Below are 19,147 nucleotides of genomic sequence, written 5' to 3' on the forward strand. Positions count from 1 at the left end.
GTACACCGTGACAGGCTGGCAGCCAAGGCCGGACACTTCGTCCGGGTGGTTTAACGGCGTATCCCGGTCGCGTACGGTCCTGCGGGTAGAAGATGGTGCCCTCTCGTGCGCTTGTAGCAGCAGCGGCCGGGAACATGGGGACCAAGGGGGGCTTGTGTCATCATCACGTACGCGGCTGGCGTTGCTCGTCGCCGGACTGCTCACGGCTCTTGTGGCCGCCGCACCGGGTTCCGGCGCCGCCGCGAGGGCTGCTGTTTCTCTGCCGCCTGGTGCGGTCGGTCCGTTCCAGGTGAGGAACCAGGGCACGGGCCGCTGCATGGGCTACCCCGCGGGCGATGACCGTGTGCGGGTGTGGGACTGCACCAAGGAGGCGTACCAGCTCTGGTATCTCGTTTCCGACCACCGGGGGAGATACCAGCTGGCGAACGGGATCGACGGCCGCTGCCTGGCCGGCTGGACACAGGGGCCGAACGGATGGTCGTTGTGGAAGGCGGCGTGCGACGGCTCTTTCACCGATGTCGATCAGCTGTGGTACGTCTACCCGGCCGACCACTCCGGCTCCGGGCCGGTCTCCAACCTCAACGGCCGCGTCCTGGAACCCGACCGCGGCGCGGGCGGTGCCAATGGATCCCGGGTCGCCATCTGGGACAACCAGGGGCTGCCCACTCAGCAGTGGGGTCTCACGTACGTGCAGTGAGGGGGCATCAACGTCCTTAAGGCACCACAGCCCTGACGGGGCGACTGCTGTCGGCTCCGGCCTGCCCCTCTTTCCGTATCCACGCGGGCGTCACCCCCTCTTGCAGGTGGCCGGTGCCGGGTCCCGGCCGTGTGCTGGTGGGTCCAGCCGGTGGCCGTGACCGGCGTTGACCGCCCGGGAGAGCTGTCCGTCCCCAGGCGGTCTCGACGCCGGGCCTGCAGCGCGCGCGAGTTCTTTGTCCAGGCGTTGTCGGCGGACCAGTGGCGGTGGTGTTCGTCCGAGGTCTGCCGTTGATTGGACAGGAACGCCGGAAGCGCTGCGCTGATCACCTCAGGAAAATCGGTCCGGGTGTCCCGGTCAGCCGATGGGCCTGCGATGCCGGTGAGCTCGTTGGACAGGACGGCGACGGGGGTCGACCAGGGGACCACGGTTTGTTGCCACGGCAGCAGCGCTGCCCGGAACACGCGTGTCAGATTCCGATTCTTCCCTCTACCGGCGGACCGCCGAGATCAGTCCGCCGGGCCGCTCCTCGCGCTGCGTCGGGGCGCTGATCGGGCGGCCGTAAGCGGCAGCGCGCTCGCGCAGGGTGTGGCTGCCGGCCTCCCAGCCGTGCCCGGCCAGCCAGCCCACCGGGTCGTCGGGCATCTCCGAGACCCACATGGACGCTGCCGATCCCGGCACGGCGTCCGCGCCGAAGCGCTCGATCACGCCGCGCGAGCCCAACGTCAGCCCCATCCGGCTGCCTGCCGCCGACTGCGCGCTGATCCGGGCCAGCAGCAGCTCCACCGCGTCCTCGGGCAGATAGATCAGCAGTCCTTCGGCGATCCACACGGTCGGCACCGCCGGGTCGTGCCCTGCGGCGGCCAGCGCGCCTGGCCAGTCCTCACGCAGATCCACCGCGACGGTGATCCGCTCGCAGCGTGCGACGGCCCGCTCCTGGCGCAGCACCGAAGCCTTGAAGTCCAGTGGCGCGGCGGTGTCGACCTCGAACAGTCGGGTGCCCTCGGGTCAGTCCATCCGGAAGGCCCGGCTGTCCATGCCGGCGCCGAGCAGCACGACCTGCCGGACCCCGGACGCGGAGGCCTGCTGCAAAAGGTCGTCGAGGAACTTCGTCCTGATGACGATGGAGTACGACACGGCCAGTCGGCGGCGTCGCGCGACCTCGTCATCGGGCAGCGGCGGCGAGGAGGGCCACAGTCCGCCGGCGGCGGCGAAGGCCTGTGCCAGTGGGTCGCGGAACAGCGCGTTCTCCCGCTCGGTCTCCAGCGCCCGCACCCTGGCCACCCCCACCGCCGTTGCCCACACTCCCGACGGCTGCACCCGCTCCTGCTCATCAGACACCGCGCCAGCCTAGATGATCGATTCCAAGGGGGCCTGATGAGTGGAGCCAGGTTCATGCGCGGCCGGCCGGTCATGATGGAACACAGGCAGACCTTGCGCCCCACCGCCGGAGTCCCGAAACCCTCGCCGAGAGGGAAGAACCTCCGGATTCAGGACGGTTCAAGGAGCTGTGCCAGCAGGACGGTGTCGCGCAGATACCGCTCGTACGGGAAGCCGGCTTCAAGCAGGGCGTTGCGCAGCTCGTCGTAGAGCGGCTTCCCGCTGTCGTGGAAGGCCTTGCGGCCGGCGTCGGTGATGCCGACCAGCCGTCGCCGTCCGTGCTCGGGATCGGGGCGGACCTGCACGAGCCCGGCCGCCTCCAGCGGGCGCAGCGCCCGGCTGATCGCTGGATCGGACACCGACAGCGCCTGTGCCAGCTGGTGCTGAGTCACCGGCTGGATGTCCTCCAGTGTCCCCAGCAACCGCATCTGGCTGTAACTCAGACCAGTGGGGCCGTCGCCGCGCTGCCGCGCGGCCTCCCCGAGCAGGAACACCACGCGATGCAGCGAGTCGGCCAGTCCGTCGTCCATGATCCGAGCGTACCAGAGTCTTGCATGGTTAATATTAACCATGCAAGACTTGTTGGCATGGTCAAGATTCCATACGTCGTGCAGTCCGCATTCCCCCTGGTCTGGGTGCTGGTGGCGGTCTTCGGCGCGCTGATCCGCACCCGGCGCAGCCCCTCCCGCCAAGCGGCACTGGAAACCTGGCAGCGGTGGTGGGCCGTCGCCGCACTCGGCTGCGGGAGCCTGTGGCTGACGATCGCGTTCGTCACCGTCCCGGACGTGATGGCCACCGCGATCGGCTTCAACCGGACCCCGTTCGAGTTCGAGATCGCCTTCGCCAACCTCGGGCTCGCCGTCATGGGCTTCCGCGCCGCCTCGCCCTCGGCCACGGCCCGCGAGCGCATCACCGTCGGCCTCGGTACTGGCATGTTCCTCTGGGGCGCGGTGATCGGCCACGTCTACCAGTGGTTCGCCAACGGCGATCACGCTCCGGGCAACACCGGCGGAGTCCTGGTCTGCGACCTGTTCTTCCCCGCAGTCATGATCATCCTCGCCCGTCGCTCGCGACGTCTGCCCACTGCCGAGCAGCCCGCCACCGCAGTCCTCGCCTGACGTCCCGCCGGGCGCTCGCCGCTCGCGAGTGCCCGAGCCGGCACTGCGCGTCGGCTCACAGCGCCGCCAGGTGCACGTGCTCGGTCCGGTCGAGCCGGGGTCGACCGAGTGGGACATCGCCGGAGAGACAAGGGTGTACGTCCGGCAGGAGTACAAGGAGTGGCGGGTCTGGGAGCAGGAAGCGGCCGACCAGCGCGAGGTGCTGCCGTACCGGGGCGCGGACGGGGAACTGCATGGCCCGGACGGGCGGGCCCTGTGATGGCCGGGCGCGAGGGACACGGGGAAGGGGTGCTCGCGGGCGTGGTGTTCGAGCCGTCCTCGGCGCCTACGCCACCGAGATGTACGGCGACGGGGACGGCGGACCCGGTGAGCTGGTGTGGAGGCGGACGAGCACGGTTGGGTCCTCCTCGAGGGCGGCGAGCCCACCGCGGTCGCGCTCCGTCCCCTCTTCCGTGTCCTGGTGGGGGAGTGGGTCCACCATGGCGGGCCAGGACTCACCGGTGGCCACGGCGATGTACCCGCCGCCGTGGCGGAGACCGGCTTCCAGGGGATTGGGCAGGTCCTCCAGACGCACTGCGCTGGGCCGGGCCGTCATCCCCGGCCCAATCGCGCACGCGGGGTTGCGGAGTGGGCGCGCATCAACCACGCCGACGTCGTGCCGGACACTGTGTACGGCCCGGACGCCGGCGAGGTCGTCCGGGCCGGGCTCGCTGCCGGCGGAATACCCCGCAAAGACGGTGCGGAAAATATCGGGTGACCGGGACTGATGTCGCCGTGCACGATGGGGGCATGGACGACGCGACCTTGGTATCCCGCTTCCTCCGTGACGGTTTCGTGAAGTTGGAAGGCGCCGTCGCGCCGCGCGTGGCCGCGGACTGCGCGCGGCTGCTGTGGCGGGAGACGGGCTGCGACCCGGACGATCCGGCGACGTGGACGCAGCCCGTGCACTGGGTGGCCGGCATGGCGCAGGGGCCGTTCGCCGCCGCACCCAACTCCCCGTCCCTGCAGCGCGCGTACGACCTGCTCGTCGGCGCGGGACGCTGGGAGCCGCGCTACTCGCTGGGCACGTTCCCGCTGCGCTTCCCGCACGAGGAGGAGCCGGACGATGCGGGCTGGCACATCGAGGGGAGCTATCTGCCGGAGGGTGAGAGCTGGTACTTCACGAATCTGCGTTCCCGGGACCGGGCGCTGCTGATGCTGTTCCTGTTCAGCGAGGTCGGTGAGGAGGACGCCCCGACCCGGATCCGGGTCGGCTCACACCTCGATGTGCCGAAGGTGCTGGAGAAGTACGGGGAGGACGGGGCGAGCGGGCTGACCCTCGCCCCCGATCTGGTGGCGGCGTCCGACCACCGGCCAATCGCCCTTGCCACCGGGTCCCCGGGTGACGTCTTCCTGTGCCATCCGTTCCTGGTGCACGCGGCGCAGCCGCACCATGGGGTGCGGCCGCGCTTCATGGCCCAGCCGCCGCTGATGCCGGCCGCGCCGTACGAACTGGAGCGGGCCGACGGCGCGTACTCACCCGTGGAGATAGTGATCCGCCGGGGCCTGGGACAGGACACCCCCGGTCCGGACGGGGACGGCACCGACTGCGGCGCCGGGTAGACCGTCACGCCCGGTGCCATGCCTGGTGTCACGCACTTCCTTCGGGCTCGGGATCACGGGCCTGTACCTGATCCTGCGTGCTTTGGGTCCGCGCTCACGGGTTTCTCCGGAGTGGTCCCGGCCCCGGAGGTCCGGCGATTGTGCGGCGGGTCTGGCGTGCAGCGAGGTATTCGCACCGCCAGGCCGTTCAGGGTCGGTTGTTGATCCGTCGTGTCACCCTGCCCTGCATACCTCTGGTGCGCTTTCCTTCAGGCCGAGCAGTCGGTAGTAGTTCTCCCCGAGGGCAATGTCACGGAAGGCGCGGTCGTCCAGTGCCTTGTTGATCCGGCTGGTGACCTCAAGCTCTTGCTCGTAGACGTGGTAGTCCTTGTCGCGCGAGGCCACGAAGTCGGTCCCGGGAATGACCCTGGTCGGATACCGGTCGAAGAACGCGGCGTACTTCTGCCTGACTCCCGGCTTGCTGAAGTAGCTGTCCTCCAGCACCCGCCAGCTGAGGTCCAGTGTGAGATCCGGGTGCTCGTCCAGGAGCTTTTTCATGATTCCGATGTGCCGGTCGGGGTCCATGGTGGTGAGCTCCTTGGACAGGCCCATGTGGGCCCACACGATTTTGTTCCGCGGATACAGCCGGAGGGTCTCCTCCATCAGATGGAGATACTTCGTCTGCTCCGCGTCGCTCCCGAGATCCGAGTGGATGGTGATCGGAATCCCGCGGTCCCGCAGCACCTTCATGAACGGCGCCCAGTTCTTGATGTTCTCGCTCGTCGCAGGTGTGTGGTGGTTGGGGAAGAGCGCCTGCTTGACGAGGTTCACCTCCCCCGCCCACCGGAACACCCCCGGGAACTCCTTGTCGTAGAGGGCGATTCCGGGCGGGATGGTCTCCGGGTGATTCAGGTCCATGAAGGTCATGGAGACGGCGAGTTCGGGGTCCCTGGGCTTCGTTTCCGCATAGTTCTCGGCGTTGGCGAAGTCGTTCTTCATGCTCGGTACCACGGGAGTGCCGGGACAGTTCAGGTAGTACGTGCAGCTGGAGTTCACCGGCAGCATCTGCCCGATGCCGTACATGCTCGCGTGCCGGACACCGCTCTTGTGCAGATACCCGGTGAGTTCCTCGAACGGAATCGCCTGCCCGCCGAACGGGCGGAAGTGCAGATGGCTGTCGACCTGCGAGGTGTAGGGCTCTCTCGCCCGGTCGAAGCACCCCGCCCCTGCCACGGCCGAACCCGCCCCCGCCGGGGAGGCGACGACGGCCACCGCCGTCAGTGCCGCACCGGCCACGCCGAGGCGCCTGCTGATTCCTGACATACCGATGATGACCTCCGGCTGACACAGTCGCCTGTCGCGACCCGGGAACCGCAGTGGCCACTGGGATACGGCCACACGGGTCTTAGCAGCGTGCCCAGGTAACGGGCCCCGCAGCCTTGCCGCAGGTGCCCGGCGGAGGAGCGAAGTTGTTCGACCGGTCACCCGGATCCCCCGGTGCGGCCCGAGCGCTACCGCGTCATTCGGAAAGTGTCCTTGCTGTGCCTCGCGCGTCTGCCTGGTTCTGTGAGGTTGCTGGTTTGTGGGCTGTGGGGTTCACAGGCTGTTTGAGCGGGCGGGCGGGGCTGGGCTGTGGGGTATGAGGCTGTGAGCCGTGCCCCCTTTTTTGGGGGTGCCCTATGGGTTTCGTCAAGGGAATCGAGGTGCTTTTCGGCGAGCCGCAGGGCAGCATGGCCTGATGCCTGACCTGCTGTGGGACGACGTCAAGAACTTCTTCGCTCCTGACCTGATGGGGTCGTTGCCGGACGTGCGCGTCCCGGGCACTTCGGTGGTGGACTGGCAGGCAGTACTTGATCTGGTGAGATCTCAGGGGTGGTCGTGTGAGTACTCCGAGGACGGTGTTGCGGTCCGGCTGCCGGGGGCCGCGGAGATGCTGGCCCGCAGCGAGGGCGCCGACGCGGTGCTGCGGGTCTCGCCCGTCCCCGGGTTCCTGGTGATCTTCCGGGCGTACGAAGCCGGCTCGATCGACTTCGACGTCGATCTGCGGGAGTTGCAGGGCCAGGACGGTGCCGATGTGCTGTGCCGTCTGCTGCGGGCGATCGGACGCCGACTCGGCAAGCCGGTGCTGCTGACCCCGGAGTCCGATCCGCTCCACCCGGTTCTCGGCTTCGATGTAGGGGCCGACCGCGTGGTGCTGCTGGCAGACCCACAGTTCACGTGACCGGCGCTGGCCGGGACTCGTAGAAGGTGCCGTCGCGGAGCATCGCGAAGAGGACGTCGGCTCGGCGTCTGGCGAGGCAGAGGAGTGCTTGGGTGTGGTGCTTTCCCTGGGCGATCTTCTTGTCGTAGTAGATCCGGGATGCCGGGTCGGACAGGGCAGCGAACGCGGAGAGGAAGAATGCCCTCTTGAGCTGCTTGTTTCTTCTCCGGGAGGGTTGTTCGCCGCGGATGGAGGAGCCCGAGCTCCGGGTTGCCGGGGCGAGGCCCGCGTAGGCGGCGAGGTGGGCGGCGCAGGGGAAGCTGTCGGCGTCGCCGACGTCGATGAGGATCCTGGCCCCGGTCCTGACGCCGATCCCCGGCATGGACGTCAGGACCTTGGAAAGAGGGTGGGCATCCAGCAGTTCCTCGATCCGTGCTGCGACGAGTTTCCGCTGGTCAAGGACGGCGGTCAGCGAAGTGGCCAGGCTCGGGACGATCAGCGCGGCCGCGGCCGCGGCCGTCTCGGTGATGATTTGTCAGCGGGGGATCCGGCGGGGTTGCCGACGGCATCCGGTCCCTGCTCCGTCACCGGCCGGTTCCCCGTCCCGTGACGGTCATGGCTGGGTCCTGGTGATTGTTACGATCCAGCGATGACGAGGGCGCATGTGGTGGCTGTACTGGCCTTTGATGGAATGGCGCCTTTCGAGCTGGGTGTGGTGGTGGAGGTCTTCGGTCTGTCCCGGCCCGAGCTGGGAGACCTGCCCTGGTACGAGCTGCGGGTGTGCGCCGAGGAGCCTGGTCGGGATCTGCGGGCGGTCGGTGGGTTCACGCTGCGTGCCGGGTACGGGCTTGATGTGCTGGCTGCGGCGGACACGGTGATCGTGCCGGGGGCGGCCGGGGCCGGGGCGGAGGTCTCGCCCGCCCTGGTGGAAGCGTTGCTGCGGGCCCACGCGCGGGGGGCGCGTCTGGTGTCGATCTGCTCGGGGGCGTTCGTGCTGGCCGCGGCCGGCTTGCTGGAGGGCCGGCGCGCCACCACCCACTGGCGCTACGCCCGTGCGCTTGCCGAACGGTATTCCGGGATCGAGGTCGATCCCGGCGTGCTGTATGTCGACAACGGTGATGTCCTCACCAGCGCGGGCAGCGCGGCCGGTATCGACCTGTGCCTTTACCTGGTCCGGGCCGATCACGGTGCGGCTGTGGCCAACGCGGTGGCGCGCCGTTTCGTCGTTCCGCCGCACCGCGAGGGCGGGCAGGCCCAGTTCATCGAGGCGGCGGTGGGAGAGATTGCCCCCGGGGACGACGGTGTCACGCGGAGCATGGACTGGGCGCTGCGTCATCTGTGCACACCTTTGTCCGTGCCTGTCCTGGCCCGGGTCGCGTGTATGTCGGAACGCTCGTATTTGAGGCATTTCGCCCGGCGTAACGGTGTGAGTCCGATGCGTTGGGTCATTGCCCAGCGGGTGGCTGCCAGTCTGCCGTTGCTGGAGTCCGGCGAGGGCACTGTGGACGAGGTTGCCGCCGCGGTCGGTTTCGATACTGCCGCGACGTACCGGCACCACTTCACCCGCCAGATGCGTACGACGCCGACGGCCTATCGCAAGACGTTCACCCGCGTCCCCGCGCACCCATAAAGGTCGCTCCGCACGGCCATGAGGGTCACTCCGACGGCTGGCGGAATCTTGGCGGTCTCGGGCGTTTACGCCACTCGCAGGGCGGGCCCGGGGATCGGAGGATGGAGCCGTCGCCGGCCGGGGAAACCCGGAACGGCCCGCCGGACTCCGTCCCGACCAGCAGGAACAAGAGGTACTCCCCATGTCTGCCACCGCTTCCGCCAGGATCACCAGCGCCGTCCTGAGCGTGCCCGCCGCCGCCCCGGCCGAGGCCGCCGCCCACTACGCCGCCCGTCTCGCTTTCGAGGCAGATGTCTCCGACGTCCACGCCGATCTGGCATCCGGCGCACCCGGCGTCGTGGTGGTCGACACCCGAAGCGATGCCGCCTGGGACCAGGGCCACATCCCCGGCGCCCTCCACATCCCCACCGCACGGATCACCGGCCTGGCACCGCAGTTGATCGACCCGGCCCTGACCGTGGTCACCTACTGCTGGGGCCCCGGCTGCAACGGCGCGACCCGCGCGGCGCTGGCCTTCGCCCGCCTCGGCTACCAGGTCAAGGAAATGCTCGGCGGTTTCGAGTACTGGGCACGCGAGGGCTTCGCCTACGACTGCGCCACCGGTACCGAGCAGCGCCCTGTCGATGACCTGACTGCCCCGCGCTCGGGCATCTCCTGCGCGTGCTGAAGGACACCGCACGGCCGGGCGCCGTGATCCGCCGCGGCCGGCTTGCCGGCGGTGGCTCACCTGTGTGCCGTCCACGCTGTCTTCGGGTGCGCCGGACCCGTGCCCTCTGGTCTCGCTACCTGCCTGGGGGCTCGTGCTGTTGCCGGCACGTCCGTGAGCATGGTGCCACGGAGGCGAACCGGCCAGCTTCGCGGTCGGGCGGGGGCGGAAGCCTCTGTTCATCGTGGTCGCCGCCGGACAGCGCGGGGACTCGCCGGAGTTCGCGCCGGTCCTGGAGGACATCCGGGTGCCGTGAACGGGGCTGGGGTGCCCGGGCAGGTGCCCGGGCGAAGTCCGTGCGGACAAGGCGTGCGGTTCCCGGAAGGGCCGCGCCTGCCTGTGCAGTCCTGGGATCTGCTGCACGGTTCCCGGGTAGATGGACCAGATCCGCAGCCGCGGGAGGTTCGGCTCACGGGGCGGCCGGCCGCCGAAGTCCGGCAAGGCCGACTGCCGCGGCGTCATGCGGGGGAATGCGGCATGAGCCGCCTCAGGAGGCACTGGGCCGTCGCCACCGGGTACGGCAGCCTTGCTGTCCGCTGCGAGCCGCCGTCTTCGTCGCAGCCGTCGACGAGTGGCTGTGACCGGCGTTTTCGCCAGGGGTGCGGGAGAGGCCGTCAGCGGTGGCCGAGCACGTTGACCACTCGTCCGCCGGGGTCGCGGACGAAGAACCGCCGCACGCCCCACTCCTCGTCCTGCAGGGGGTGAATGATCTCCGCACCGCTCTTCCGCATGACTGCATATGCCGCGTCCACGTCGTCCACCTCGATGCTCATGTCGGGGGTGACGGGCGCGGTCTTGTCGCCGGTCATGATGCTGATCTGCGCTGCCGGGCTGGACGGGGAGGCGAGCGTCATGATCCAGCCGTGGTTCATGACTTCCTCGAAGCCCAGCAGGCCGTAGAACTCCCGGTTCTCCTGCGCGGCCTGCGACTGGATGTTGGGCACGACACGGCGAACGGCCATCGACGACTCCTGGTGGGAACAGATCTGTCTCTGTGCTCCCCAGGAGTACTATGGCGCATCCGTCGCCGCACACAATTTTCGCGGCTCAGACAAGATTTTCGTAGCCGTTGATCGTTTCAGTTGAGCAGGATGCGGTGGCGGAGAAGGCGGTAGCCGGCGCGGCCGTCGGTCTGCCGCTTGAGCAGCTGATCTTGCTTATTGACGCCCCCGGTGTGCCCGTTGTGGTGACGCAGGGTCAGTGCCGCGTCGCTGGCGGCCCGGTCGCGTTCGAGGCCGGTGGCGAAGGAGTGCAGGAAAGGCAAGTCGGCGTCCCGGGCCCGGACAATCCAGCCGGTCAGGGCCTCTGCATTGCCCGGAGAAGGGGACAGTGGGCGGGCGAACTCGCTCACCAGGGCGGAAAGGGAGGCCATCTCCGGGCAAGCCGCAGTGAGCTGGTTACGGAGGCCGCTCTCCTGGCGGACGAGGAGACTCCTCGCTTGCCAGCCAGGGAGTCTCGCTGTGTCATCTTTTTCTCCTTCGCTGGTGCGCAGGGTCTGGCCTGCGCGCATGGTGTGTCTTCTGCTGCAGTAGCAGCGGCGATTTCGCGGCATCCGGGCATGCGGCGGCTCGGCCCGGAAGGCAGCAGTGCGCTGTGGAGGGTCACGTTGTGACGTTGTCCGCCCGTGAGGTCGGTGCGGCTGCTCCGGTGCTGCCCGGCAACAGCCCCCAGAGGCACGGATATCCCGTGCTCATGGCCGGGCCGCCGGGTTCAGCCGGTTATGAGCGGCCGTGCGGACGCGACCGTGGTCCGTCGGCGGCGGATGCGCCGGTCAGGTGTTCCAGATCCCTTGCTCCGCGGTCATCTTGACGTAGTCCTCGAAGGGCCGCGGGGCACGGCCCAGGACCCGCTCCACGCCGTCGCTCAGGTAGTCGTCCTCGCCCCGGCTGACCTGGTCGAGGAAGGCTCCGATGGCCTCCGCGTCCGCCGCCGGATGACCAGCAGCGGTCTGCTCGGCGGCGTAGTCGGTCGGGGTCTGGTGGCGGTGGGCGATACTGCGGCCCGTGGCCGTGCTGATGAGGGCGAGGGCCTCGGTGATCGACAGGGCCCGCGGGCCTGAGAGGTCGTAGGTCTGCCCGTGGTGGCCGTCTTCCGTGAGGGCGGCCACGGCCACGTCGGCGATGTCGTCCGCGTCGATGAAGGGTTCGCGGCCCTCCCTGGCCGGGGTCCGTACCTCGCCTTCCACCACGCCGGGCAGGAAGAAGTCCGGTGCGGCGAAGTCCTGCGCGAACCAGCAGGGCCGCAGGACGGTCCATTCCAGGCCCGAGCCGCGCACGGCCGCCTCCGTGGGATGCGTCCCGTCCTGGTCGATGCCGCGTACCGAGAGCTGGACCAGGCGCCGGACGCCGGCCGCCTTGGCCCGGGTCACGAATGCCGCGCGCTCGTCCAGGCTGAGGGTCTCGGTCGGGACGAGGTACACCACCTCCGCGCCGGCGAGGGCCGTATCCCAGGTGGACCGGTCGGCCCAGTCGAAACGGGTGGCACCCGAGCGGGAGGCGGCACGTACACGGTGGCCGAGGGCGCGGAGGCGGGGGAGGACGCGGCTGCCGGTCTTGCCGGTGGCGCCGAGAACAAGGATCTCTGTCATGTCCCTCAGCCAACCAAATCGGAATGCCACGATCCATGGCTGAGGCGGCCAATTACATGTGAGATCGTTCCATGATGGATCTCCTCGACGACTACCTCACCGGCGTCCGGGCCCACGGCGCGCTGTTCTGCACCACGGTCAGCACCCCGCCCTGGGGGCTGCGCTTCACCGAGCCCGCACCACTCACCCTCGCCGCGATGCTCCGCGGCCACGCGTGGATCGTGCCCACCGAGGGCGACCCGGTCGAGCTGCGCCAGGGCGACATCGCCCTGATCCGCACAGACCTGCCGTACAGCGTCGCCGACCACCCAGCCAGCTTTCCCCAGGTGCTCGTCGACGGCGACGACCGCTGCACCCTCACCGCCGACCCCGCCGCCCCTGGGCGCACCTGGCGGCAGACCGGCCGCACCATCACCACCGACGACCACCCCACCGATCTCCTGGTCACCGCTGGCTACCGAGGCGGCGGCGACCTCTGCGCCCCCCTGCTCCGGACACTGCCGGCCTTCACCGTGGTGCACCCGGAGCAGGGCCTGGCATCCCTCCTCGGCCTGATCACCGACGAAGCCGACAGCGACAAACCCGGCCAGCAGGTCGTCCTGGACCGGTTCCTCGACCTGCTCCTTGTCCGCACCCTGCGGTCCTGGTTCGACCGCCCCGACGCCTCCCCGCCCACTGGGTACCGGGCCCTGGCCGACCCCGACATCGGCCATGTGCTGTGCCGGATCCACGAGGAACCGGCCCGGCCGTGGACGGTCGCCTCACTCGCCGGCGAGGCCGGTATGTCCCGCACTACCTTCGCCCGCCGGTTCACCGCGCTGGTGGGCCAGCCACCCCTGGCCTACCTCACCGGCTGGCGGATGGCCCTCGCCGCCGATCAGCTCCGCAAGCCGCAAGCAACCGTCGCCGCCGTGGCCAGAGCAGTCGGCTACACCGACGGATTTGCCTTCAGCGCGGCCTTCAAACGCCTGCGCGGCATCAGCCCCTCCGCTCACCGCAGCGAAACACTCCCACAGCCCAGAGACCTTCCGACAACCCCGCCAGTAGGCTGATGGGGCCGGAGTGGCCTTCCGTGACGCCAATCTTGTCGAGCGCCGTCACCGCCGACGATGTCCGCTCGGGGCAGTTCACCACCCGCGACGTCAACTACAGGCGCTGCCACGAGGAGTGCCTGCGCGAGGGCATCGACCTCCACATCGCGGTTGAGGTGGATGCCCTCACCCCCGGCCTGCTGCGGACCCGGCTGAACTACGCGATCGAGGCCCTGATCGACGACGTCCGGCAATGGAACATCGAGGCCCGCCTGGAAGAAGCCGAGCGGGAGCTCCTGCGTTCCCTGCAAGGGACAGTGGAGAAGACCGTTCGCCGCGCCACAGGCGAGCCGGCCGCCGAAAGCGACGAGGACGAGTAGGTCCCGTGCACCACATGTGTTGCATCCTCTACAGTGCTCGCGACCGCTCCTGAGCTGCGGAAACTCCCTCTGCACACTCGCGACGCCCCAGAGAAGACGCTATGCGGGACTTGCGTGCGATCCGGCGGTCCCGGACGCGTGCCGCTCGTGCCTCATCGGCGAGATAGGCCAGGTAGTGATACAGGCTGAGCGTCTCCTCCGCGCTCATCTCCGCGTATTGCGTGCAGGTCATGACGGTTTCCCGGAGAGCTTGCTCCTGGGGAACGCGTTCGCCGATGAGGTAGCTGTCGACTCGACGGGTGTGCTCTCCGAAGAGCAGCCACCGGGTCTCTTGCAGACCGGTTGCCTCGAGGACGCCGCGCAAGGCAGCGATGAAGCGCTGCTGTTCGTTCGGCACAGGGATCGTGACGGATGTGGCAGCGGGCTGCTTGTCGCGTTCTCCCTGCACCGCTTTGGTCAGGCGGCGGTATTGATCTCGCCACTCCAGGCCGGCTTTCCGTCCCTCATGGGCGGACGGAAGGCGGTAGATCCATCCCCAGTGAGGATCCTCGAGCAGGTCGGCGAGGCCCTCTTCCTCAAGAGGGTCGCCCACCCACCACTTGAGAAGAGTGGCGACTGTGGCCTGTGACGGCAGCCGGTTGCCTGACAGGGCCGCATACAGGGCGGCCCGGGAGGCCGTCCCCGACGAGCGGGCTGCGATGAAGGGCACGGACACCTTTCCGCGCCCGAGTTCGCGGAGATCGTAGGCGAAGGCCTGAAGAGCGCCTGCCTGAGGGTCGGGAATTCTCGGACGGGCTGGCATCTGTCCCCACCTCTCCTGTGATGCTGTCCATGAAGTATCGCGACGTCTTTCTACAGCACAGGCCTGTCAGCGGGGCTCGGTACGCTTCTCATGTGACGACAACAACCGTGCCAAGCAGTCGAGTTCGTGGACGTGCTTGCCGGTGCCGCGCCAACGGGTCTGCCATCACGCGTAGTCCGCACGGTCTCCAGCGCCCGGAGGTGACATGACGGCGGCCCCCTGCGCCAACAGGGGGCCGCTCACGTAGTCCGACAGGTCTCCCGCCCGAACAGGAATGCCACGTTCACTGAAGACAGGAGAGAGAGCCATCAGTTCCATACCCGAGCCTACGGGTCAGTCTGCGGTGCCGTCGAGCCGTTACACCCGATGGAAGCTGCGACGGAGCCCCCGGCAGGCATCCCTGGCCGCGTATCGCGGTGCCTTCCGGTCCTTGGGCCGGTCTGCGGCTCAAGGCCTCGTCCGGGGCGCCGCTGGCGCTCTGGGCGCATCCGCGGCTACCTGGATCATCTGGTGGGTCCAGAACCGATGAAGCAGAGCGCCTGAGTAATCGTTCCAGGAGGCCTGGAGCCGGTGCTGCACAGACAGTGCCAGCTCTGGGCATGTCCGGATTCGTTCCGGCAGCTCGTTGTCTCAAGCTCACCAGGACCAGAGGCGACAGACCTCTGGAGCCCCCGCGCTGGCTGGCTGGGGCATGTATCCCTATGACCGGAACGAGGCGCCGTCGTGTCGCCGGTTCGCTTTCCCGGTGGACCGCCGTGGCCACGAGATCGTCGACAACTCCGTCAACGACAACTCCGTCGACGAGGACTCCGGCAGGCGACTACGCCAGACCGGTTCATCCGCTTCGGCCCGCCGCGCGACAGCAAAGCGGGCGAGGTTCGACGGACTCGGCTGCTGCGGGGCTGGTTGCTGATTGAGGACCAGTTCACGGCCACCCGTACGCCGAGGTCATCTTGGGCGTGCCGTGCTGCGCCGCGCCTCGGCTTCGTCCTGGGCGCCGAGTTCACAATCCGCACCGGCGGCGCGGCCGTGAAGACCGGCTGCGGGGTCCGGTACACAAGGTCATGTCCCGGCTCTCGGCAGGGCCTGTCGGCAGGGTTCCTGTTCTGCGAGGCTGGGGGCATCCTGCTTGGTTCGGTGCGAGCTCGGAGCGAGGGGGCGTGGGCTGCTGGAGGCGATGTTATCGAAGCCGTCGTCTTCTATAACCGTGTTGCCGCGTGGCAGGCTGCCTGGCACCAGGCCTTGATCAGGAGCAGCCGTTCTACGTCCTGGAGCGCCCCGGTGAACGGATCCTCGCTCATCTGACGCCCACCCGGCATCCCGGGGTCGCCTTCACCGACAGCGCCGCCGCCAAGGACTGGTTGTACATCGAGGCCGGTTGTCTACTGGCATGTGTGCGCCAGCACACCGAGGCCGGGAGCGATACCCTGCGGCGCGCTATCGACCTGCTCCTGGCCGCCAAGGACCTGGCCGAGTCCGGCGTCGACTCCCGCCAATACGAACAGGCCGCAACCGCCCTGCTCGCTACGTCCCAAGAAGCAGGTGATGCTCAGGCAGAAGGCTGTATCCGGAGCCTACTTGCCTATGTGCCCCACCTTGCCGGTCATCACGACCAGGCCGACGAGCACACCCGGCTGGCGACCCTGCTCGGAGTCACCTGTGGGGACGTCATCCCCGCAGGCCACGCCGCGAACATCCGGGGCATCATCGCCATCTACCGGCACCGCTACGACGACGCGGAGCTGTATCTGGGGCAGGCCCTGGCCGCGTTCTGGGCCGACGGCAACCGCCCGGGCGAGGCGAGCGCTCAGCAACCTCGCGCGCGTCCTGCTGGACACCGGCCGCACCGCGCAGGGCGTGCAGCTGGCGGAGCAGGCACTCGCGCGCTACTACGAGACCGGCGCTTCCTGGCGGGTCGCCAGCGGCCTCTACGCACTGGGCGTCACCCTCACCCACGCCGAACGGTACGAGGAGGCACTCGGCAGGCTCTGCGAGGCGCTGCCGATCTTCCGCGACAACTGGCAGCGGCTGGGGGAGGGCATAACGCATTACCGGATGACGAAGCTGCATCTGGGTGCAAGCAAGTCGGCCCAGGCGGCTTTCCACGCGGAGCAGGCGCTGACGCAGCTGGCATGCACCGGCGGGGAGTGGCGGCGCGGCAACGTTCTGATGGTCCTCGGGCGGAGCCTGGACGCGCTGGGACACGTGCACCGAGCACGGCCTGCTGGTCGGAAGCCTGATGATCTATGAACGGCTGGGCCGTCGAGAGGCGTTGGAGGTTCGAGTGCCTCTCGCCGCATAGGTGAGTTCTCTCTCCGGGCTGTGCGTGAGAAAGCCGAGGGGCGTCCTGGAGGCGGGTCAGGTCGTCGGACCACCACAGGTTCTCCTCGGTGCATTCCCAGATGAGGACGGTGCTGTCGCAGGGGCTGACTGTTTCCAGGGCAACTGGTGCGTGCGGGCTGTCGCCTGGGGAAGGGCGGGGGAGCGGGCTGTTCGGCGGTGCCGGCTGGCCTGGTGGTTCGTGGGGATGGCTGGGGGTTCGGGGACTTCGGCGGCGTGTTCGGTGGCCCGCGCTCGTCGATGCCAAGCAGGGCGGACGCCTGCGACACTGGCAGGGCTTTCAGCGCTCCCCTCGTTACTGGTGCAGTGGGCGGCCTCTGGTTCCCGGAGGTCGGCGGGTGCTGAGCGTCGGCCATGCCGACCCCGCCGACCCTGGCATGGTCCACGACCCAGCCGCGCATGTCACGTCGCCCTCACCCTCGCGAGCTGCCGGTGGAATGGGTTCGGCTGACTGGGTCGAGTTCCCGCGCAATGGCGCCGCGCAGGAGGGTGCGGGCCCGCTCGAGGGGGGTGACGCCGCTCAGCCAGCGCCCGCTGAGTCCGTCTGCCAGGGAGCTCAGCCGTTCGGCGGCTGCGGGCACGTCGATGTCCTTGCTCGCCGTTCCGGCGGCCTGTGCTTCCTTGATCAGCCGGGCGAGGTCCTCGTTCCACAGGTCGGCTGCGTCCCGTAGCTGTTCGCACAGGCTGGGGTCGAAAGCGGCGCTGGCCTGGAGCTCGCCCCAGGCGGTGCTGTTCTCGATGGCCTCCGGGGTGTCCTGGAGCTCGCTGAGCAGCATGTGCTCCAGCTGGGCGCGGGGGGCGAGGCCGACGTCCGGGGCGGTGTAGTGCTCGGCGCGTCGGCAGATGAAGTCGAGGGTGCAGCGCAGGAGTTCCGTGCGGTTGCGGAAGTGGTAGTAGACCAGGCCGGTCGACACCCCGGCCTGTGCCGCGACTTCTTCCACACGCAGGCCGCGTACACCGCTCAGGGCAATGCGGTGGGTGGCGGCCTTCAAGATCAGCATTCGGCGGTCAGACATAACCACCCACCCTAGGCGCACTGCGGCGGTGCGCCTGCTCGTACCACCGTTCCGTCCAGGATGTCCGGTTCCGCCGTCTCTGTGCCTGCTGCCGTGCGTGCGGTGCGCCGTCCGTCGCGGCAGAAGCGTTGTGGCCGCACGGGGTGGCCTGCTGTGTCCGCGCAGAGGCATTTGCCCCGTCATGCCTTAGGATCGTACTGACTGAAAATTCAGTCAGTACGAAGAGGGGTCATGATGTCCGGTTTCCGGTCCAGCAGGCAGAAGGCTCTGTCCAGGCTCTGCGCCCTGATGGCTGCCGCCGCAGCCGTGGCGGGCTGCTCCGGTACGGGCGGCGCCCGTACCACCCGTGACAAGCCGGATCCAGTGCCCGTCGGCAGCCGTATGCCGGAGGAGGGCGAGCGCCACCAGCGGACTTATATGGCCTACCCCTCGGAGCAGATCTGGGAGCAGGACACTCCCGGGGTGCGTTCCGAGGTTGCCGCGGTGGCACGGGCGATCGCGGAGTATGAGCCGGTGACTCTGCTCGCCGACCCCCAGGATGCTGCGGAGGCGCGCAAGGCGGTCGGCCCGGAGGTCACTGTGATGGAACAGCCTGTTGAGGACCTCTGGATCCGTGACAGCGGTCCGACCTTCATCAGGACCGGGCAAGGCCTGGCCGGAATCGACTTCCACTTCAACGGGTGGGGCAACAAGAGGGAACACCCGCGCGATGCCAAGGTGGCCGCGCGCATCCTCAGCGAAGAGGGCGTGCGGCGGGTATCGGCCCCGCTGACGGCCGAAGGAGGATCACTGGAAGTCGACGGCGCGGGCACACTACTGGTCACCGAGAGCTCCCTGGTCAACGACAACCGCAATCCTGGCAAGAGCCGGGACCAGATTGAGAGCGAGCTCAAGGAACTGCTCGGCGTCAGGAAAGTCATCTGGGTCAAGGGCGTCAAGGGTAAGGACATCACCGACTACCACATCGACTCCCTGGCCCGCTTCGTCAGGCCCGGCGTCGTCGTGATGAGCCGCCCGGCACCCGGGACCGTTGACGACGACTTCACCCGCGCCTACCAGCAAGCACGCGACGTGCTCGGGAAAGCCACGGACGCGGAAGGACGAACACTCCAGATCATCGGCATCACCGAAGCAGACCCAGGCAAGGCGGGCCAGCACGGCGCCGACTTCCTGGGCAGCTATGTGAACTACTACCTCGTCAACGGCGCCGTCATCATGCCGCGCTTCGGCGACAAGGGCGCCGACCAGAGGGCAGCCGCCCAGGTCAGGGAGCTCTACCCCGGCCGCGAGGTCCGCCAGCTCGACATCAGCACCATCGCTACGGGTGGCGGCGGCATCCACTGTGCAACTCAGCAGCGCCCCCAGGACGGTCCGTAGAGCACATCACGGTGCCCGGCATTATCCCCGTCGGCACGCCCGTTCAAGGGGGGAACCCTTTGTGGTTCGGTACCTGTCTGCCGTCGCGGGGTCCGGCGGTGATCCGCGGGTGTCGGCGATCACGAAATTCGTGATCGCCGACACCGGTGCGGCTTCGCCTGCGCTTACCTCCGGCCTCAACGCTGTCCCCGCCTCTCACCCTCCAGTGAAGTCCGGGCGGTACGGAGGGAGCCATCAATCGCAAGAAGATCAAGAAGTAGCTGTACAGGCGAGGCGAATTCGAACTCCTCAGAAAGATGATC

General features: G+C 68.7%; 19 protein-coding genes and 2 pseudogenes. 11 read left to right on the forward strand and 10 right to left on the reverse strand.

Annotated elements, in window-relative coordinates:
• Window positions 1-154: 154 nt before the first annotated feature.
• On the forward strand, window positions 155-697 hold the full coding sequence (locus DXZ73_RS36780) for an RICIN domain-containing protein (RefSeq protein ID WP_162890475.1): 543 nt from the start codon (window positions 155-157) through the stop codon (window positions 695-697).
• A gap of 489 nt (window positions 698-1,186) precedes the next feature.
• Here DXZ73_RS36780 and DXZ73_RS36785 read toward each other — a convergent pair.
• A pseudogene (locus DXZ73_RS36785) lies at window positions 1,187-2,002 on the reverse strand (class I SAM-dependent methyltransferase).
• Window positions 2,003-2,187: 185 nt separating this feature from the next.
• Window positions 2,188-2,607 (reverse strand): MarR family winged helix-turn-helix transcriptional regulator, encoded by a 420-nt coding sequence (locus tag DXZ73_RS36790; RefSeq protein ID WP_116215283.1) that lies wholly within the window; start codon window positions 2,605-2,607, stop codon window positions 2,188-2,190.
• A 57-nt stretch (window positions 2,608-2,664) separates the two neighbouring features.
• Between DXZ73_RS36790 and DXZ73_RS36795 the strand changes: the two genes are divergently transcribed.
• Window positions 2,665-3,195, forward strand: a complete 531-nt coding sequence (locus DXZ73_RS36795) for a DUF6790 family protein (protein WP_116215284.1) — start codon at window positions 2,665-2,667, stop codon at window positions 3,193-3,195.
• A 28-nt stretch (window positions 3,196-3,223) separates the two neighbouring features.
• The gene (locus tag DXZ73_RS36800) at window positions 3,224-3,454 is read left to right on the forward strand and encodes a hypothetical protein (RefSeq protein WP_116215285.1); all 231 of its coding nucleotides are present in this window, start codon (window positions 3,224-3,226) and stop codon (window positions 3,452-3,454) included.
• A gap of 66 nt (window positions 3,455-3,520) precedes the next feature.
• On the opposite strand, the gene DXZ73_RS36805 is transcribed toward DXZ73_RS36800, so the two are convergent.
• Window positions 3,521-3,790, reverse strand: a complete 270-nt coding sequence (locus DXZ73_RS36805; RefSeq protein ID WP_162890476.1) for a hypothetical protein — start codon at window positions 3,788-3,790, stop codon at window positions 3,521-3,523.
• A 194-nt stretch (window positions 3,791-3,984) separates the two neighbouring features.
• On the opposite strand from DXZ73_RS36805, the gene DXZ73_RS36810 reads away from it, so the two are divergent.
• Window positions 3,985-4,797 (forward strand): phytanoyl-CoA dioxygenase family protein, encoded by an 813-nt coding sequence (locus DXZ73_RS36810; protein WP_116215287.1) that lies wholly within the window; start codon window positions 3,985-3,987, stop codon window positions 4,795-4,797.
• A 213-nt stretch (window positions 4,798-5,010) separates the two neighbouring features.
• Here the strand turns inward: DXZ73_RS36810 and DXZ73_RS36815 are convergent, their stop codons facing one another.
• Window positions 5,011-6,099, reverse strand: coding sequence for an amidohydrolase family protein (locus tag DXZ73_RS36815; RefSeq protein WP_116215288.1), 1,089 nt, complete (start codon window positions 6,097-6,099; stop codon window positions 5,011-5,013).
• A gap of 415 nt (window positions 6,100-6,514) precedes the next feature.
• On the opposite strand from DXZ73_RS36815, the gene DXZ73_RS36820 reads away from it, so the two are divergent.
• Complete coding sequence (locus DXZ73_RS36820) at window positions 6,515-6,997, forward strand: hypothetical protein (RefSeq protein WP_116215289.1); 483 nt, start codon at window positions 6,515-6,517, stop codon at window positions 6,995-6,997.
• Here the strand turns inward: DXZ73_RS36820 and DXZ73_RS36825 are convergent.
• Window positions 6,990-7,511: pseudogene (locus DXZ73_RS36825) on the reverse strand (transposase); the annotation flags it as partial. The gene DXZ73_RS36820 and the pseudogene DXZ73_RS36825 overlap by 8 nt on opposite strands.
• 114 nt (window positions 7,512-7,625) lie before the next feature.
• Between DXZ73_RS36825 and DXZ73_RS36830 the strand changes: the two are divergent.
• Both DXZ73_RS36830 and DXZ73_RS36835 read left to right on the forward strand, forming a co-directional pair.
• Entirely contained in the window at window positions 7,626-8,606 is a 981-nt protein-coding gene (locus DXZ73_RS36830) for a helix-turn-helix domain-containing protein (protein WP_116215290.1), read from the forward strand.
• Window positions 8,607-8,787: 181 nt separating this feature from the next.
• Window positions 8,788-9,273 carry a rhodanese-like domain-containing protein gene (locus DXZ73_RS36835; protein WP_116215291.1) on the forward strand — a complete coding sequence of 162 codons (486 nt, stop codon included), beginning with the start codon at window positions 8,788-8,790 and terminating at the stop codon, window positions 9,271-9,273.
• Window positions 9,274-9,926: 653 nt separating this feature from the next.
• On the opposite strand, the gene DXZ73_RS36840 is transcribed toward DXZ73_RS36835, so the two are convergent.
• From DXZ73_RS36840 to DXZ73_RS36850, 3 genes are all read right to left on the reverse strand, one after another.
• A complete protein-coding gene (locus DXZ73_RS36840) occupies window positions 9,927-10,274 on the reverse strand; it encodes a VOC family protein (RefSeq protein WP_116215292.1) in 348 nt (115 codons plus the stop codon).
• Window positions 10,275-10,390: 116 nt separating this feature from the next.
• Window positions 10,391-10,663, reverse strand: coding sequence for a transposase (locus DXZ73_RS36845; protein ID WP_162890477.1), 273 nt, complete (start codon window positions 10,661-10,663; stop codon window positions 10,391-10,393).
• 420 nt (window positions 10,664-11,083) lie between these two features.
• The gene (locus DXZ73_RS36850; protein ID WP_116215294.1) at window positions 11,084-11,899 is read right to left on the reverse strand and encodes an NAD(P)H-binding protein; all 816 of its coding nucleotides are present in this window, start codon (window positions 11,897-11,899) and stop codon (window positions 11,084-11,086) included.
• Between the two features lie 71 nt (window positions 11,900-11,970).
• On the opposite strand from DXZ73_RS36850, the gene DXZ73_RS36855 reads away from it, so the two are divergent.
• Window positions 11,971-12,951, forward strand: a complete 981-nt coding sequence (locus DXZ73_RS36855; protein ID WP_240351660.1) for an AraC family transcriptional regulator — start codon at window positions 11,971-11,973, stop codon at window positions 12,949-12,951.
• Window positions 12,952-12,971: 20 nt separating this feature from the next.
• Complete coding sequence (locus DXZ73_RS36860; protein WP_162890478.1) at window positions 12,972-13,310, forward strand: hypothetical protein; 339 nt, start codon at window positions 12,972-12,974, stop codon at window positions 13,308-13,310.
• 28 nt (window positions 13,311-13,338) lie between these two features.
• On the opposite strand, the gene DXZ73_RS36865 is transcribed toward DXZ73_RS36860, so the two are convergent.
• Entirely contained in the window at window positions 13,339-14,019 is a 681-nt protein-coding gene (locus DXZ73_RS36865) for a hypothetical protein (RefSeq protein ID WP_116215296.1), read from the reverse strand.
• A 1,752-nt stretch (window positions 14,020-15,771) separates the two neighbouring features.
• Between DXZ73_RS36865 and DXZ73_RS36870 the strand changes: the two genes are divergently transcribed.
• The gene (locus DXZ73_RS36870; protein WP_162890479.1) at window positions 15,772-16,362 is read left to right on the forward strand and encodes a tetratricopeptide repeat protein; all 591 of its coding nucleotides are present in this window, start codon (window positions 15,772-15,774) and stop codon (window positions 16,360-16,362) included.
• A 503-nt stretch (window positions 16,363-16,865) separates the two neighbouring features.
• Here the strand turns inward: DXZ73_RS36870 and DXZ73_RS36875 are convergent.
• The gene (locus tag DXZ73_RS36875; protein ID WP_116215298.1) at window positions 16,866-17,468 is read right to left on the reverse strand and encodes a TetR/AcrR family transcriptional regulator; all 603 of its coding nucleotides are present in this window, start codon (window positions 17,466-17,468) and stop codon (window positions 16,866-16,868) included.
• A gap of 231 nt (window positions 17,469-17,699) precedes the next feature.
• Between DXZ73_RS36875 and DXZ73_RS36880 the strand changes: the two genes are divergently transcribed.
• A complete protein-coding gene (locus DXZ73_RS36880) occupies window positions 17,700-18,845 on the forward strand; it encodes an agmatine deiminase family protein (protein ID WP_240351662.1) in 1,146 nt (381 codons plus the stop codon).
• The last annotated feature ends 302 nt before the right edge of the window (window positions 18,846-19,147 follow it).

Origin of the sequence: Streptoverticillium olivoreticuli subsp. olivoreticuli, from assembly GCF_003391135.1 — a bacterium.
Lineage (GTDB): Bacteria > Actinomycetota > Actinomycetes > Streptomycetales > Streptomycetaceae > Streptomyces > Streptomyces blastmyceticus.

Excerpts from the sequence above, each read along its gene's own strand:
- DXZ73_RS36810 (WP_116215287.1), top strand. The coding sequence starts at position 3,985 with ATGGACGACGCGACCTTGGTATCCCGCTTCCTCCGTGACGGTTTCGTG.
- DXZ73_RS36875 (WP_116215298.1), bottom strand. The coding sequence starts at position 17,468 with ATGTCTGACCGCCGAATGCTGATCTTGAAGGCCGCCACCCACCGCATT.
- DXZ73_RS36880 (WP_240351662.1), top strand. The coding sequence starts at position 17,700 with ATGATGTCCGGTTTCCGGTCCAGCAGGCAGAAGGCTCTGTCCAGGCTC.
- DXZ73_RS36850 (WP_116215294.1), bottom strand. The coding sequence starts at position 11,899 with ATGACAGAGATCCTTGTTCTCGGCGCCACCGGCAAGACCGGCAGCCGC.
- DXZ73_RS36795 (WP_116215284.1), top strand. The coding sequence starts at position 2,665 with ATGGTCAAGATTCCATACGTCGTGCAGTCCGCATTCCCCCTGGTCTGG.
- DXZ73_RS36805 (WP_162890476.1), bottom strand. The coding sequence starts at position 3,790 with ATGACGGCCCGGCCCAGCGCAGTGCGTCTGGAGGACCTGCCCAATCCC.
- DXZ73_RS36855 (WP_240351660.1), top strand. The coding sequence starts at position 11,971 with ATGATGGATCTCCTCGACGACTACCTCACCGGCGTCCGGGCCCACGGC.
- DXZ73_RS36820 (WP_116215289.1), top strand. The coding sequence starts at position 6,515 with ATGCCTGACCTGCTGTGGGACGACGTCAAGAACTTCTTCGCTCCTGAC.
- DXZ73_RS36840 (WP_116215292.1), bottom strand. The coding sequence starts at position 10,274 with ATGGCCGTTCGCCGTGTCGTGCCCAACATCCAGTCGCAGGCCGCGCAG.
- DXZ73_RS36830 (WP_116215290.1), top strand. The coding sequence starts at position 7,626 with ATGACGAGGGCGCATGTGGTGGCTGTACTGGCCTTTGATGGAATGGCG.
- DXZ73_RS36835 (WP_116215291.1), top strand. The coding sequence starts at position 8,788 with ATGTCTGCCACCGCTTCCGCCAGGATCACCAGCGCCGTCCTGAGCGTG.
- DXZ73_RS36790 (WP_116215283.1), bottom strand. The coding sequence starts at position 2,607 with ATGGACGACGGACTGGCCGACTCGCTGCATCGCGTGGTGTTCCTGCTC.
- DXZ73_RS36815 (WP_116215288.1), bottom strand. The coding sequence starts at position 6,099 with ATGTCAGGAATCAGCAGGCGCCTCGGCGTGGCCGGTGCGGCACTGACG.